Consider the following 15,308-nt stretch of genomic DNA (forward strand, 5'->3'; position numbering starts at 1 on the left):
CACCCCGTCCGCCGCCCCGATCAGTCCCGGCCGCTCCGTGCCAGCGTCCGGCGCAGCCGTGATGCCGTCCCCCGGGTCGCGTCGCCGCCCGGCAGGGCGAGCTTCGTCAGCCGCTCCCGGTCGAAGTACCGCGCGATGGCGCCGTCCGCCCGGTGCTCCTCGATGAACGCGGCGGTCTCGTCGCGCAGCAGCGGGTGGAGCCTGGCCTGCATGCAGAAGCCCACGGCGCGGACGAGCGGGGTCAGCGTCGCCGGACCCGCGCCCGGCACGGCCGGGCCGGAGCCGGTCTCCAGGTCGGGCACGATGTGGTCCACGACGGTGAGCGGCACCCGGTTGCTGTTCTCGTACGGCGTGAGCCGCTCCAGAACCGTGTCCGTGCCCACCCGGGCGATCGGCACGCCGTAGTAGACGGATGCGGTGACCATCGCGGTCGAGAAGCAGCCGACGACAAGGCGCGGCCGGCACCGCTCGTAGAAGGTCTCGGCGAGCAGCGGGCCGTCCAGGACGGTCAGCCGTACGCCGGCCTCATCGGCCGCCTCGTTCAGCGCCGTCGAGTAGCTGGCGGGGGCCGTCGGGTGCGGCTTGAAGATCACCGACGTGTGTCCTGCGGCGGCGGCTCCGCGCAACATCCTGACGTGCAGTTCCTCCTCCTCCTCGGCGCTGAGGATGCCCAGCGCGGCGAGGTACTGGCCCAGGAGAAGGGCGGTGGGCTCGGCCGCGACCGCCTCGGTCAGCATCGGGTCGCCCTCGGCGGCCTCGGCGATCTCCGCGAGGATCCCGCGGAAGGCGTCGTCGGGGACGAGCTCGGGCTCGACGCCGTACTCGGAGAGCAGCAGGGGGCGCAGTCCGGGCACCAGGTCGAGGTGGAGCAGGCGCCTGACCCGGCAGGCGATCGACTGCGGCAGCTCTTCGCGGGTCGGGCCGTAGCTCATCAGGCCGTCGGCGTAGACCTCGACGCCGCTCTCGGCGAAGACGGCGGCGAGCGCCTTGGCGGGGTTGACCTGGATGGACTCGACGATCAGCTCGACGGGGCCGGTGCCCAGCTCCCACGCCGTGCGGAACACCCGCTGCCAGAGCGGGGCCTCCTCCGGGCGCGGTGCCCAGGTGGCGGGGTGGTGCGGGTGGATGGCCTCGTTCCAGTCGATCACCTCGTCGAAGCGGGTGGCGATCCGGTCGTAGCCGGTCATCGTCTCCAGCCGCAGCGCGGTCTCCGGGATCGCGGCGTTGTTCGAGATCAACAGGATCCGCCGGGCGTCGTCGGGGGCGCCGAACTGACCGGCGTCGATCGCCGCCGCGAGGGTGGACGCGCCGTAGAGCGTGGACACCTCGAAGATCTGGGTACGCGGGCCGGCCGTAGGCGTAGGCGCGTTCGCGGTCGTCTCGGTCATGGTCAGGCGGTCCTTCCGGTGGCGCGCAGGCTGCGGAGCAGGGTGCTGCGCGCGGTGTCCATCGTCGCCAGCGTCTCGTCGAGCACCTGCTGCGGCATCCGACGGAGGGCGTCCGTCACGTTCTCCTTGAGTCGCCTGGTCACGGCCGGTTCGTACTGGTCGGCCTTGGCCATGTGGAAGGCGATCATGGCGCAGTACGTACGGACCGCCTTGGGCAGGAAGCGGTCGGCGTCGCGGTCCACGGACACCTCGTCGAGCAGCAGGTCGTACGACGGGATGAAGTCGAGCTGGCGGTTGTCGGTGATCTGGGTGAGCGAGGTGGTGACGCCGCGCCGGTAGAAGACCCCGTGCAGGCTCAGGGCCGCGTACGTGGTGGCCTTCAGGTGGAGGCGCCAGATCCAGAGCCGGTCCTCGGCGGTGCGCAGCTTCGTCTCGAAGCGCGAGCCGCCGTTCTCGAAGAGCCGGCTGCTGTAGATGCCGAAGGGGACGAAGGGGTAGTCCACCATCGTCACCATGCTCGACGGCGCGATGCCGTCGCGCGGGTCCATCGCCGTGTCGCGCTGCTTGGCGGGGGCGTACCGGATGGCGCGCTTCGTGCCGGTCGACAGCACGTGGTCGGTGCGGGCGAAGTCGACGCCGAGGGAGTCCATGCGGTCGACCATGGCGCGCAGGTGGCCGGGGGCGTACCAGTCGTCACCGTCGAGGAAGGTGACGTGGTCGCCGGTGGCCGCGTCCAGTCCGGTGTTGCGCGCCTGGGCCACGCCGAGGTTCGTCTCGTGGCGGATGACGGTGGCGTTCGGGATCCGGCTCTGCCAGCGCTCCAGGACGTACGGCGTCTCGTCCGTCGAGCAGTCGTCGATCAGCAGGAACTCGAAGTCGTCGTCCGCGTTGTTCGCGAGGCTGCGCATGGTGTCGGGGGCGTAGATCCCGACATTGTGGAGCGGGACGATGACGGACAGTTTCGGCACACGGAATCCCAACACTCTGAACAGACATACAGACACACAGACAAGCGAGCGCGCCACGGCTCGGGACAGGGAGCGCGCGGCGCGTTCATATGGACGAACGACGGCCAGACGGGCAGCGTAACCAGCGTCATTTCCCGTCGGACGATCCCGATGTGCACTCCAGGTGAACTCTTGTCGCACTGAGCGGAAACCGGGACCGGAATCCGAGCGCGAGGAGCGCGAGGAACGCCAGGGCGGCGATCGCCGCGCCCGCGCGCAGCCCCGGCGGCCGGAACGTACAGGTGACCGTGGGCGTCGTGGGGTCGATCGGGACGGCCAGGAGGCCGAGGTGGCGCCGGGCCGGGGCCGGGGCCGCGTCGCCGGCCGCGCAGCGCCAGCCCGGGACGCGCGGGACGGCGATGACGGCGGTGCCCGTGCTGCCGGCCGGGAGCCGGGCGCTGAGCGAGTGGCCGGTGACCCGCACGGCCGTGGCACCGGTCTCCGTCAGCCGCCGTACGACGGCGTCGAGTCGGGCCCGGTCGAGGCAGCCGACAGGCCTCGGCGGCAGGGTCGGCCGTGCGGAGCCGCGCAGTTCGATCCGTACCTCACCGGACGCCGGGACGGTGCCGAGCGTGCGCAACGCGCCCTGTACGGCGGGCAGTCGACCGGAGAAGGAGACCGGCGGCTGTCCGTTCAGAGCGGCGGTGCCGGTGAGTTCGGGAGCCCAGAGGCTGAGCCGGGTGTGCGGACGGCAGGTCGCCGTCAGCGTCGTGACCTGCCCTGGCCCGTCGGTGCGGCGGAGCCGCTTCGGCACGTCGTACACCGTGGAGCCGAGCAGCGACTCCTGGTTGGCGAAGACGGATGCGCCGAAGACGGGTTCCGGGGAGGCGGGTTGGCCGGAGGCCGGTGCGCCGCCGGAGGCCTCTGCGCTGCGCGGGCGGACGGTGACGAGCGGTGGGACGGGGGTGCGGGTGGCGGTGATCGTGGCTTCGGGCGGGGTGTCCGTCCTCGGGGGCGCCGCCGGCGTGGAGCGCATGCGCGTACCGACCGAGAAGATCGCGTCGGTCACCGGGTGGTCCAGGGTGACCGGGTGGCGGCCCTTGGCGTAGAAGCCGAAGCCGAGCGCGGAGAGGGTTCGCGCGTACGTCTCCGAGGTGAGGCTGGAGTAGAGCTCGGCGCTCTGGCCGCCGACCAGCAGGGCGTCGTTGCCGCCCGGCACCTCTCCCGGATCCGTACGGTGGTGCGGCCAGGCGTCCTGTTCCGCGACGGCCCGCGCCATGTCCCGCTGCCACGGCCCCACGCGCGGGCTCCAGTGGACCGCGTCGAGCCGCCGCTCCTCGATCCTGGCGCCCGTGATCGCGGCCTCGCCGGCCTGGGCCAGGACCAGCAGGACGACCGCACCAGCCGCCAGGGCCCTGCAGCCGACCGCGCCACGCCGCGCGAGGAGGGCCGCGACGGCGGCGAGCGCCGAGAGGGCCAGAGCGGCGGCGAAGACCGGGTAGGTCCAGTGGTCGAGGACGGCGCTGCGCCGGGCCCCGAAGGCCACGGCGGTGAGGAGGGCGGCGGAGCCGAGGAGGGCGGGCAGCGGGGGCAGTCCGCGGGCGGTGGAGAGCCAGCCGGCGATCACCAGGAGGCCGCAGAGTACGAAGGTCTGGCGGTACGGAATGCCGTTGGGCGAGGTGCCCGCGTGCCAGAGCAGATGGGTGGGCGCCCATTGCAGCGAGAGCGCCACCAGGCAGATCGCGGCCGTCCAGACGGTACGGAGCCGGGGGCGCAGGGTGCTGTTGAACGGGAGCGTCAGGGCGAGCGCGAGCGCCGGGGTACCGATGAAGAGGGCGGGGCTCGCGACCCCCTGGGCGGCCGGCAGCAGCCGCCCGAGCACGTCGGTCCAGGCCACGGCCGAGAACGCCACCTCGGGGGTCGGGTCGGCGACGCGGGTGGCCAGGAAGACCACCAGGACGAGGGGGGCCGCGAGGGAGACACCGAGGAGGACGGCGCGGGAGGCGCGCAGCAGCCCGGCGAGCCGTCGCCCGGCAAGCTGCCGCCTGCCCGTCGACGCGTTCTTCGACGCGTTCTTCGGTGTGTCCTTCGGTGTGTCCGTGAGCAGACGGACCGCCAGGACGACGGCCGCGCCGAGGGTCGCCATGTACGCGGTGTAGAAGTTGGCGTACCAGGCCAGACCGACGACGACGGGCCCGAGGACCGGGTGCCGCCCGGTGCGCGCCCACTCCCCCACCAGACAGAGCAGCGGGAAGGCGACCAGTCCGTCGAGCCACATCGGGACGGTGGCGCCGTAGTCGAGGGTCCAGCCGCAGAGCGCGTAGGCGGCGCCGAGGACGGCGGCCACCTGCCAGGGGCCGCGGCGCAGCCGCAGGAGCAGCACCGCCATGGCGGCCCCGGCGGTGGCGATCTTGGCGGCGGTGACGACGTAGAGGGCGAGTTCGATCCGGTCCGCCGGGAAGACCACGACCAGCAGGGCGAACGGACTGCTCAGGTACGTGCCGTAGTCACCGAGGAAGTTCGATCCGAAGCCCGCGTTCCAGTTGAGGAAGAGGTCGCCGTCGGCGCCGCCGAGCAGGAATTTCCGCCAGTACGCGTGGTACGGCAGGTACTGCTGGCCGAGGTCGACGGTGTTGCGGGTCGTGGGCCCGAACGGATGGCTGCCGGCGAGCAGTCCGCCGAGGCAGAAGACGAGGGAGGTCAGCAGGGCGGCGGCGGCCGCGGCCCGCCCTCTGATGCTGCGCCGGACCCGGGTACGGATCCGTGGGGGGCGGGGCTGAGGGCCCGTCGCGTGCACCGCACCCGGCCGCTCTCCCCTGGTGCGCGCACCCGCGCCCTGGTCGGACACGGTCTCGGCGGCAGGGGGCACGCGTCCTCCAGGTATGTCGCGCGGTGCCCACGCGCGCGTGGACCGACGCTCACCTCACGTTACGTCATCACTCGGTGACGTCATGTCACGAGTGAGGGCCCCATGAGAGCGGGGCAAGGCGTCTCGAATCCGATCAACAGGCGGCGACCCGGCACCTCGTGGATGAACACCACGTGCCGCCGCCACCCCGCCCCGGGGTCGCCACTTCAGCAAGGCCGATCGATGCACACGGCAGTAGTCGCGCTGCGCAATACCATCCGCTTGCACTTATCCAGCGCCTGCAACTATTGTCGAAGCACGCAAAACCCCCCTGCAAACATTCTGGAAGGTGCTTCGCCATGCCCCTCGCGCTCCTGGCCCTCGCCATCGGGGCCTTCGGGATCGGGACCACCGAGTTCGTGATCATGGGTGTGCTGCCCCAGGTCGCCGGCGACTTCGGTGTCTCCATCCCCACGGCCGGCTGGCTGGTGACCGGCTACGCCCTCGGTGTCGTCCTCGGCGCCCCGCTCCTGACGGTGCTCGGTACCAAGGTGTCCCGGAAGAAGATGCTCCTCTTCCTGATGGGCCTCTTCATCGTCGGCAACCTGCTCTCCGCCGTCGCCCCGACCTTCGGGATGATGCTGGTCGGCCGGATCGTGGCCTCCCTCGCCCACGGCGCGTTCTTCGGCATCGGCTCGGTCGTGGCGGCGGACCTGGTCGCCCCGGAGAAGAAGGCATCGGCGATCTCGCTCATGTTCATGGGCCTGACCGTGGCCAACATCGTCGGCGTCCCGCTCGGCACCTACATCGGCCAGGCGGCCGGCTGGCGCGTCACCTTCGCCATCGTCGCCGCGCTGGGCGTGGTCGGCTTCCTCGGCGTGGCCAAGCTCATCCCGGAGATGGGGCGGCCCGAGACGGAGAACGTCCGCACCGAGTTCGCCGCCTTCAAGAACGTCCAGGTCTGGCTGGCCATGGCGATGACCGTCCTCGGGTACGGAGGCGTCTTCGCGGCCATCACGTACATCACCCCGATGATGATCGAGGTCACCGGCTACACCGAAGGCGCCGTGACCTGGCTGCTGGTCCTCTTCGGCCTCGGCATGTTCTTCGGCAACCTGCTCGGCGGAAAGTTCGCGGACCGCCACCTGATGCCCATGCTGTTCGTGTCGCTCGGCGCGCTCTCGCTCGCCCTGCTTGCCTTCACGGCCACCGCGCACAACAAGATCCTCGCCGCGGTCACCCTCACCCTGATCGGCGCGCTCGGCTTCGCGACGGTGCCCCCGCTGCAGAAGTGGGTCCTGGACCAGGCCAAGGAGGCCCCGACCCTCGCCTCGGCCGCCAACATCGGCGCCTTCAACCTCGGCAACGCGCTGGCGGCCTGGCTCGGCGGTGTCGTCATCGCCGCGGGCCTCGGCTTCACCGCCCCCAACTGGGTCGGCGCGCTCCTGTCCGGCACCGCCCTGCTGCTCGCCTTCCTGGCCGCCTTCCTGGACAGGCGCACCCGGGCCGCCGCCCCGTCGGCCGAGGCCGGCCAGATCCCGGCCGCCGCGCCGGTACCGGCCGGGCTGCACTGACCCCCTCGTACTCCCATCCCTCCCCAACCCCCGAAGGACGACAGCACCATGAGCACCACCACCGCCCCGGCCGCCGTCACCCCGCTGAGCACTCAGGACGCCGAGACCCTGCTCTCCGCCGCCCGCCGCGCCGCCGAGCAGGCCGGGGTCACCGTCAGCGTCACCGTCCTGGACGCGGGCGGCCGCCTGCTCGCCTTCCGCCGCGACGACCGCGCCGTCCTGATCTCCGGGGAGACCAGCACCCGCAAGGCGTACACGGCCCTCCAGCTGAACGCTCCCACCGCCGACCTGGTCGACCTGGTGAAGCCGGACGGCCCGTTCCACAGCCTCACCACGGCCCTCGACCGGCCGCTGCTCTTCATCGCCGGCGGCCTGCCGGTGCACCGGGACGGCCGGCTCATCGGCGCCATAGGCGTCGGCGGCGGCGCCCCCGAGCAGGACCACGGCTTCGCCACCGAGGCGGTCGAGGCCCTGGCCGTACAGACGCCCGCCGCCCAGCCCCTCAGGGCGAGCTGACCGGCAGTACGTCCGGGGAGAGAGCCGCCGCCCGAGCCGTCGCCGCCGTCATCCGACGGCGGTGATGGCGTCGGCACAGCACCTCGTAGCCGATCTCGTCCCCGGCGTCCACGTCGCCGACCACCACCTGCGCACCCTCGACGACCATCGCGCCGCCGACGGTGCGCGCGTTGTGCGTCGCCCGGGCCCCGCACCAGCACAGCGCCTCGACCTGGAGCACCTCGACCCGGTCGGCCAGCTCCACGAGCCGCTGGGAGCCGGGGAACAGCTTGGAGCGGAAGTCGGTGGTGATGCCGAAGGCGAAGACGTCGAGTTCGAGGTCGTCCACGACCCGGGCGAGCTGGTCGATCTGATCGGGCGACAGGAACTGCGCCTCGTCCGCGATCACATAGTCGCAGCGGCCGCCCTTGGAGAGATGGGCGACGAGGTACGCGTAGAAGTCGAAGCCCTCCGCCGCCTCCACGGCGTCCGTGACCAGGCCGAGCCGCGAGGAGAGCTTGCCCTCCCCCGCCCGGTCGTCCCGCGTGAAGATCATGCCCTGGAGCCCGCGCGCGGACCGGTTGTGCTCGATCTGAAGAGCGAGGGTGCTCTTTCCGCAGTCCATCGTTCCGGAGAAGAACACCAGCTCGGGCATGGGAGGTCGGGGACCTTTCAGGTCGTGGGTGGGTGAGTCGGTCGTACGGGGGTTCAGGAACGGACTTCGAGGAGCGGCACCAGCTGCTCCGCGGGCGTCATCGACCCGTGCACGGCGACCATCGCCGACTCGTGCGGCTCGTTGACGGAGGCGGTGACGATGACATCGTCGTGGGCCGCGGCGACGACGTCGCCGATCCTCCCGTACACCCGCTCGTCGACCTCGTCGCCGAACCAGCCGAGCCCGATGGCCTCGTCCCGGCTCGCCACCCAGAACTGCTCGCCGAGCACCTCGCGCCAGCAGGTGAGGACATCGGCTTCGGCCCCCGGCACCGCGTAGACGTGCCGGGCGCGGCCCTCGCCGCCGAGCAGGGCGACGCCGGCCCGCAGCTCCCAGTCCTCGTCGAAGTCGATCCGGTGCTGGTCGTCGAAGGGGATGTCGACCATGCCGTGGTCGGCCGTGACGTACAGCGCCGAGCGGGGCGGCAGTTGCTCCGCGAGGCGCTGGACGAGCCGGTCGACGAACATCAGCTGACCGCGCCAGGCGTCGGAGTCGATGCCGAAGCGGTGTCCGGCCCCGTCGAGTTCGCTGTAGTACGTGTAGACCAGCGAGCGGTCGCCGCCGGCGAGCTGCTCGGCGGCGAAGTCCATCCGCTCCTCGCCCGAGAGCCGGCCGTGAAACGTTCCGCCGCTCAGCGCGATCTTGGTGAGCGGGGTGTCCTGGAAGATCGGCGAGGAGACCTGGGCGGTGTGGATGCCGGCCTCGTGGGCGAGCTGGAAGACGGTGGGGTACGGCTGCCAGACCTGCGGCGAGGTCCACGGCTTCCAGCGGAGCTGGTTCATCAGCTGGCCGGTCGCGGGGTTGCGGACGGTGTAGCCGGGCAGCCCGTGCGCGCCGGGGACCCGTCCCGTGCCGACCGAGGCGAGCGAGGTCGCGGTGGTGGCGGGGAAGCCGGCGGTGATCGGGCGGCCGGTGCCGCCGCGGGAGCTGCCGAGCAGGGAGGTGAGGTACGGAGCCTCGTCCGGGTGGGCCTTGATCTGCTCCCAGCCGAGTCCGTCGATCAGGAAGACGCAGTTCCGGTCGGCGGGAGTGAGCTCGGCGATCCGGGCGTCGCATCCGGGGACGCCCTGTCCGGCGACGAGCGTCGGAAGGAGGTCGGCCAGCGAGCCGGTGACGTACTCGGGCACGGGCGCCGTGGCGAGATCGAGCAGGGCGGGATCGTCGGGCCAGCCGGAGGCGACGGCGGTGGGCTGGACCATCAGCGGGTCGCCGCGGTGGCTTCGGAGAGCGACTGGGCGAAGGCGAGGGTCTGGCGCACGGTGTCCGGGCCGTCGCCGGCGTCGCTGACGCGCAGGCTGAGGTCGTCGGCGGTGGCGTTGCCGGTGTAGCCGTGGTCGGCGTCGCAGTTGGGGTCACCGCAGGCGGCGGGCTCCAGGTCGATCCGCGAGACGGCGCCCCAGCCGATGGTGAGGACGACCTCGCGGGGCAGGGTGCCGGGCTTGTACGACTCCGGGTTGGCGACGACCCGGCTGACGACGACGGACGAGATCCGGTCGAGCTTGACCGACTCCGTGGACGTCGTGGCGTACGGGGTCGGCGAGCTGCTGTCGGCGGCCTGCTCGTCGGTGTGGCTGACGATGAAACGGTTGGCCGTCAGGACGAGGACCGTGACGTGGCGACGGACCTCGTTGGAGTCGAACGTGGTCTCCTGGTGCACCAGGTACGACGCGATCGGCTCGCCGCCGACGGCGGCCTCCACCGCCTCGGCCACGAGTGCCGGGTAGTAGCCGCTGCGCTCGATCGCCGCGCGCAGCCCCTGGGTCGTCGTACCGGTCTTCGCCATGGACTCCATCCTAATCCGTCGGAAGGGGCACTCCGGGACGGTCCGGCTGCCCCGTCTAGTAGCTCGGAAGGCTGCGGGGACCGAGGTCCGTGCGCGGCGGGGGCGGGGCGAGGCGGACCGTCGCACCGAGAACCGAGAGGCCGTGCGGGGCGACGACGACGGGCTCCAGGGCGATCGCGACGACCTCGGGATGATCGTCGACGAGCCGGGAGACGCGCAGCAGCAGCTCCTCCAGGGCGGGTGTGTCGACGGGGGCGGAGCCGCGCCAGCCGAAGAGGAGGGGGGCGGTGCGGATGGAACGGACCAGCTCGGCGGCGTCCCGGTCGGTGGCCGGGACGAGCCGGTGGGACATGTCGCCGAGCAGCTCGGAGGCGGCGCCGGCGAGCCCGAAGGAGAGGACGGCGCCGACGCCCGGGTCGATGGCGGAACGGACGACGGTGTCGACGCCGCGCGGCACCATGGCCTGGACGACCGGCTGGAGCTCGACGGGCTTGCCGAGGGTCTCGGTCAGTTCGGCGTAGGCGGTACGGAGTTGTTCCTCGCCCGCGAGATCGAGCCGTACGCCTCCGAGGTCGGGGCGGTGGCGCAGGTGCGGGGCGGTGGTCTTGAGGGCGACGGGGTAGCCGAGCCGGGCGGCGGCCTGGACGGCGGCGTCGGGGGTGGGCGCGGGCAGGGTGGGGAGCACGTCGATCCCGTACCGCCCGAGGAGCTCGCGCGCCGCGACGACGTCGAGGCTCACACCCCGGGCGCCGGCGTCGCCGTCCGCGTCCGTGTCCGTGTCCGTGTCCTTGTCCGCGTTCACGTCGAGCGCGCGCTCGATCTGCGCGGCGGCCCCGCCCTCGTCGATGTCCTCGAACTCGGGCACCCGCCCCGGCTCGGCCACCTGCCGCCGCCACTGCCCGTACCGCACAGCCTCGGCCAACGCCCTGACGGCCCGCTCGGCGGCGGGGTACGCGGGAATGCTGCCGGGGGGCGGGGCGGTGGGGGTGGCGGGTGCGGGCGGGGCGCCAGGCGTGGGTGTGCCGGATGCGGCCGCGTCGGGAGACGCGTCGGGAGACGCGTCGGGAGACGCGTCGGGAGACGCGTCGGTCGTGGGCGTGCGGTTCGCCCCGGAGTCCGGCGATCGGCGGGCGGGCGAGTCCGACGCCGACGGCGTGCGGCCGCCGGCGGCAGCCTCGTCGCCGGCGACGGCTTCCGTCGCGCCGCCTCCGGGTGCGAGTCCCGTGGCGGCCGGGAGGTCGGAGCCGACCGGCGCCCCGCCGCGTACGGGCGTGGGTGCCCCGGCCGCCGGTCCGTGGCCGGTCGTCGGCTCGGCGGCGGCGCTCGCCGCGGCGCCCGAGGTCCCGGCCGCGGCGCCCGCCCCGTCCCGCGGCGGGCGGCGCGACGGCGGTCTCGTGCTTGTGGCCGCCGAGAGGGCCTCCGCCAGGCCGCCCATCTCCACATGGACGACGACCACCGGCTTCGCCGGGAGCGGGGCGGCGGCGACCGCTTCGCGGAGGTGGGCCGCGAGGACCTCGCCGTCGCCGGACTCCACCGCTCCGTTCTCGCCGACCCAGGGGATCGCGGTCACGACGACCGCGTCGCACGCGTCGTTTGCGAGGGCCGCGGCCAGCGCGGCGCGGAAGTCCGCGGGGCTCGCGCCCGTCGTCAGGTCCAGCGGGCGCAGCGGGCGGAGCCCCTCGGTCAGGCAGGAGTCGTACGCGAGCAGCCCGAGCGACTCGGAGTTGCCGAGGATCGCGACGCGCGGCCCGGCCGGCAGCGGCTGGCCCGCGAGGAGCAGCCCGGCGTCGACGAGTTCGGTGACCGTGTCGACGCGGATGACGCCGGCCTGCCGTAGCAGCGCGGAGACCGTGGTGTGCGGGATCCGGGTGACCGGCACCCGGTGCCCCGGCGGCGCGCTCCCGCTGTGCCGCGCGCCCTTGACCACCACGACCGGCTTGACCGCCGCCGTACGCCGGGCAAGGCGGGTGAACTTCCGCGGGTTGCCGATGGACTCCAGGTAAAGCAGGACGACGTCCGTCTCCGGGTCGTCGTACCAGTGCTGGAGGAAGTCGTTGCCCGAGACGTCCGCCCGGTTGCCGGCCGAGATGAAGGAGGAGATACCGGCGCCGTGCCGGTGCAGCCCGGCGAGGAGCGCGATCCCGATCGCGCCGGACTGGGTGAAGAGCCCGATCCGCCCGGCGGCCGGCAGCTGCGGCGCGAGCGAGGCGTTCAGCCGGACCCCGGCCGAGGTGTTGATGATCCCGAACGCGTTGGGCCCGATGATCCGCATCCCGTACGAGCGGGCTTGCCGCACCAGCTCCCGCTGCCGGTCCCGGCCCTCCCCCGAACCCGTCTCCGCGTACCCGGCCGAGAGGACGACGAGCCCGCGCACCCCGTGTTCCCCGCAGTCGGCGACCGCCTCCGGCACCCGCTCGGCGGGGACGGCAAGGATCGCGAGGTCCACCGGTTCGCCGATGTCCCCGAGCGAGCGGAAGGCCGGCACCCCGTCGAGTGTGTCGCCCGGCTCGGGGAGCGCGCGGTTCACCGCGTACGTACGTCCGCTGAAGCCGCCGTCCAGGAGGTTGCGCAGGACCGTGCGGCCGACGCCGCCCGGGGTGCGGCCGGCGCCGACGACGGCGACCGAGCCGGGGGTGAGCAGCCGCTGCACCGAGCGCGCCTCCGCCCGCTGCTCCCGGGCGCGCTGCACGGCGAGCGAGCGGTCGGTGGGCTCCAGGTCGAGGTGGAGCCGTACCGAACCGTCCTCGAAGCTCCGCTTCTGGGTGTATCCGGCGTCCGTGAACACCTTGATCATCTTGGTGTTGGCGGGCAGCACCTCCGCCGCGAACCGCCGGATGTCCCGCTCGCGCGCCACCGCCGCGATGTGTTCGAGCAGCGCGGAGGCCACGCCGCGCCCCTGGTGCGCGTCCTGGACGAGGAAGGCCACCTCGGCCTCGTCGGCGGGCGCGGGGGCGGGCATCCCCCGCTCGTCGATCCGGTCGTAGCGGACGGTGGCGATGAACTCGTCGCCGATCGTCGCCGCGAGGCCCACCCGGTCGACGAAGTCGTGGTGGGTGAAGCGGTGCACGTCCTTGGCGGAGAGCCGCGGGTACGGCGCGAAGAAGCGGTAGTACTTCGACTCGTCGGAGACCTGCTCGTAGAAGCTGACCAGCCGGTCGGCGTCGTCGGCGGTGATGGGGCGGATGCGCGCGGTACCGCCGTCGCGGAGGACCACGTCCGCTTCCCAGTGGTCCGGGTAGTCGTGTTCCGGTTGCTCAGGCCGTTCCGACGCGCTCTGCATGGGGCAAGCGTACGGCCGGGATACGACACGGGCACCGGTCGCGCGGGGCGTGTGCACCATGCAAGGTAAGGAGGACCGATCGGCCCTGCGGAAGGGGCCGAAGGTCGGCACCGAGCACCCTGCGACCCGTGAGAGACTGGTCTAGACAACCCGCTTGAGACTTGAAGGGCAACACCATGGCTGAGCGCCGCGTCAACGTCGGTTGGGCCGAGGGCCTGCACGCCCGCCCCGCCTCCATCTTCGTCCGTGCCGCCACGGCCTCCGGCGTCCCCGTGACGATCGCGAAGGCCGATGGCAACCCGGTGAACGCCGCGTCGATGCTCGCGGTGCTCGGTCTGGGCGCGCAGGGCGGCGAGGAGATCGTGCTCGCTTCGGACGCCGACGGCGCGGAGGCCGCGCTCGACCGTCTGGCGAAGCTGGTTGCCGAGGGGCTCGAGGAGCTCCCCGAGACCGTCTGACGGAATTACGGATTTCCGAAGAAGCCGCACACGCCGACATCACGGCGGGTGCGGCTTCTTCGTTTCACCCGGCCGATTTCACCAGAATTCCGCGCGGCGCAAATCCGCGCAGCACAAAGAAAGCCCGACGAATTCCCGCTCTTTGTATACGGTCCGCTTGTTAATTCCGGCCGCTCGCCGTGTTGACGACGCGTTGCGAAACCCTCACACGTCCCCGCTCCGGGCGCTTCAGCCGGTGCAGCGACAGGGAGCGTTCGGCGTGCAGCGCGGTCAGGGTGCGGGCCCGCTCGGCGTCGCCGCGCGCCACCGCGTCGACGATCGCCCCGTGTTCCGCCCAAGCCTCGACGGGCTGGGCGGGGGCCTCGACCGTGTACGTCCAGGCGATCTTGTGCCGCAGCTGGGTGAGCATGGCGGTGAGCGCCGGGCTGCCCGAGGCCTGCGCCAGGGTCTCGTGGAACCAGCAGCCGAGCGAGCGCAGATCGTCGCCCTGGCCGCGCCTGGCCCGCTCCTGCCCCAGTCTGACCAGGCCGCGCAGCACCTTGAGGTGCGCCTGGGTGCGGCGCTGGGCCGCGCGCGCGGCGCCGAGCGGTTCAAGGAGCGACCGTACGTCGAGGAGGTCGGCCGCCTCCTGTTCGGTGGGCTCGGCCACGTGCGCGCCCGCGTGCCGGCGGGTGATCACGAAGCCCTCGGACTCGAGGGTGCGCAGGGCCTCGCGGACCGGGACGCGGGAGACTCCGTAGCGGCGGGCCAACTGCTCCTCGGTCAGTCGGCTGCCGCGCTCGAAGACCCCCGTGACGATGTCGTCCCGGATCGCCGTGCATACCGCGTGCGCGGGAATGCGCATGGTCGACCTCCGCCTTCATATGCGCGAAACCGGTTCTGCGGCGACTCTATTGCAGCGAGGCGGTATTTCCGACGGCTCCCCCGGAACCATGGATATCTTTTGGCCAGCGAAAAGCCCCGGCTCAGTACGAGCCGGGGCTTTTCTGACGTGCGGTGGGAGACCTCGTCGGTCAGACGTTCACGCCGCGGGCGCGCAGGTAGGCGACCGGGTCGATGTCGGAGCCGTACTCGGCGGTGGTGCGGGCCTCGAAGTGGAGGTGCGGGCCGGTCGAGTTGCCGCTCGAGCCCGAGATGCCTATCTGCTGGCCCGGGGTGACGGACTGGCCGACCGAGACACTGATGGCCGAGAGGTGCGCGAACTGGGTGTACGTGCCGTCGTTCATCCGGATGACGATGTTGTTGCCGTACGCGCCACCCCAGCCGGCCTCGACGACGGTGCCGGAGCCGACGGAGACGACCTTGGTGCCGTAGGAGGCCTGGAAGTCGGCGCCGGAGTGACTGCCGGAGGACCAGAGGGAGCCACCGGCCTTGTAGGCGGTGGTGAGGTGCGAGCCGGCCGCGGGGAGCTGGAAGGAGTTGAGGCGCTTGCGCTCGGCCTCACGGGCGGCGCGCTCCTTGGCCTCGCGGATCTCCTTGGCGCGGGCCTCCGCCTTGCGCTTGGCCTCCGCCTTGGCGCGGGCCTCGGCGATGCGCTTGGCCTCGGCCTCTGCGGCCTCGCGCTCCTGCGCGGCGGCCTGGGCGTCGATCGTCTCGGCGAGGGCGTTGTCGGCGACGACCACCTGGGTCAGGCCGGTGTCCTCCAGGGAGGGAGCCTCGGTGTCGGCGGCGAGCGCCGGGGAGGCGAGGGTGCCGATGACGCCGGTGGTGGCGAGGGTCGCGACGCCGGCGATGCCGGCGATGCCGGCGCTGCGGCGCGCCAGACGGCTCGGACCACGATGCTTCCCGGTGGCACGGGTGAACGCCATGTAGAGGCTGAT

Annotated in this window: 12 protein-coding genes; 3 read left to right on the forward strand and 9 right to left on the reverse strand. The window is 72.6% G+C overall.

What is annotated here, in order from left to right; genetic code table 11:
* Positions 1-20: 20 nt before the first annotated feature.
* The 3 genes from Q5762_RS19035 to Q5762_RS19045 all read right to left on the reverse strand — a co-directional run bounded on the left by Q5762_RS19035 (position 21) and on the right by Q5762_RS19045 (position 5,204).
* Positions 21-1,388, reverse strand: coding sequence for a polysialyltransferase family glycosyltransferase (locus Q5762_RS19035; protein ID WP_315893350.1), 1,368 nt, complete (start codon positions 1,386-1,388; stop codon positions 21-23).
* A gap of 2 nt (positions 1,389-1,390) precedes the next feature.
* Complete coding sequence (locus Q5762_RS19040) at positions 1,391-2,356, reverse strand: glycosyltransferase family 2 protein (RefSeq protein ID WP_315893351.1); 966 nt, start codon at positions 2,354-2,356, stop codon at positions 1,391-1,393.
* Between the two features lie 127 nt (positions 2,357-2,483).
* Entirely contained in the window at positions 2,484-5,204 is a 2,721-nt protein-coding gene (locus tag Q5762_RS19045) for a YfhO family protein (RefSeq protein WP_315893352.1), read from the reverse strand.
* Between the two features lie 338 nt (positions 5,205-5,542).
* On the opposite strand from Q5762_RS19045, the gene Q5762_RS19050 reads away from it, so the two are divergent.
* Both Q5762_RS19050 and Q5762_RS19055 read left to right on the forward strand, forming a co-directional pair.
* On the forward strand, positions 5,543-6,757 hold the full coding sequence (locus Q5762_RS19050) for an MFS transporter (protein WP_315893353.1): 1,215 nt from the start codon (positions 5,543-5,545) through the stop codon (positions 6,755-6,757).
* A 48-nt stretch (positions 6,758-6,805) separates the two neighbouring features.
* Positions 6,806-7,273, forward strand: a complete 468-nt coding sequence (locus tag Q5762_RS19055; protein ID WP_315893354.1) for a heme-binding protein — start codon at positions 6,806-6,808, stop codon at positions 7,271-7,273.
* Here Q5762_RS19055 and Q5762_RS19060 read toward each other — a convergent pair.
* The 4 genes from Q5762_RS19060 to Q5762_RS19075 are packed head-to-tail and all read right to left on the reverse strand — an operon-like array spanning position 7,260 to position 13,030.
* Positions 7,260-7,907: a thymidine kinase gene (locus tag Q5762_RS19060; RefSeq protein WP_315893355.1), complete on the reverse strand. Its 648-nt coding sequence runs from the start codon at positions 7,905-7,907 to the stop codon at positions 7,260-7,262. The two genes, Q5762_RS19055 and Q5762_RS19060, sit on opposite strands and share 14 nt — an antisense overlap.
* 53 nt (positions 7,908-7,960) lie before the next feature.
* Positions 7,961-9,166: an alkaline phosphatase family protein gene (locus tag Q5762_RS19065; protein WP_315893356.1), complete on the reverse strand. Its 1,206-nt coding sequence runs from the start codon at positions 9,164-9,166 to the stop codon at positions 7,961-7,963.
* Positions 9,166-9,750 carry a DUF5998 family protein gene (locus Q5762_RS19070; protein ID WP_315893357.1) on the reverse strand — a complete coding sequence of 195 codons (585 nt, stop codon included), beginning with the start codon at positions 9,748-9,750 and terminating at the stop codon, positions 9,166-9,168. Before Q5762_RS19070 ends, Q5762_RS19065 begins: the two co-directional genes overlap by 1 nt.
* A 55-nt stretch (positions 9,751-9,805) precedes the next feature.
* Positions 9,806-13,030 (reverse strand): GNAT family N-acetyltransferase, encoded by a 3,225-nt coding sequence (locus tag Q5762_RS19075; protein ID WP_315893358.1) that lies wholly within the window; start codon positions 13,028-13,030, stop codon positions 9,806-9,808.
* 176 nt (positions 13,031-13,206) lie between these two features.
* Between Q5762_RS19075 and Q5762_RS19080 the strand changes: the two genes are divergently transcribed.
* Positions 13,207-13,488 (forward strand): HPr family phosphocarrier protein, encoded by a 282-nt coding sequence (locus Q5762_RS19080; RefSeq protein WP_030118648.1) that lies wholly within the window; start codon positions 13,207-13,209, stop codon positions 13,486-13,488.
* A gap of 160 nt (positions 13,489-13,648) precedes the next feature.
* Here Q5762_RS19080 and Q5762_RS19085 read toward each other — a convergent pair whose 3' ends face one another.
* Positions 13,649-14,332 carry a GntR family transcriptional regulator gene (locus Q5762_RS19085; RefSeq protein WP_315893359.1) on the reverse strand — a complete coding sequence of 228 codons (684 nt, stop codon included), beginning with the start codon at positions 14,330-14,332 and terminating at the stop codon, positions 13,649-13,651.
* A 169-nt stretch (positions 14,333-14,501) separates the two neighbouring features.
* A complete protein-coding gene (locus Q5762_RS19090; protein WP_315893360.1) occupies positions 14,502-15,296 on the reverse strand; it encodes a M23 family metallopeptidase in 795 nt (264 codons plus the stop codon).
* Positions 15,297-15,308 lie beyond the last annotated feature (12 nt).

The sequence above is a fragment of the Streptomyces sp. P9(2023) genome (assembly GCF_032436795.1).
In the GTDB taxonomy this organism is placed as follows: Bacteria; Actinomycetota; Actinomycetes; order Streptomycetales; family Streptomycetaceae; genus Streptomyces.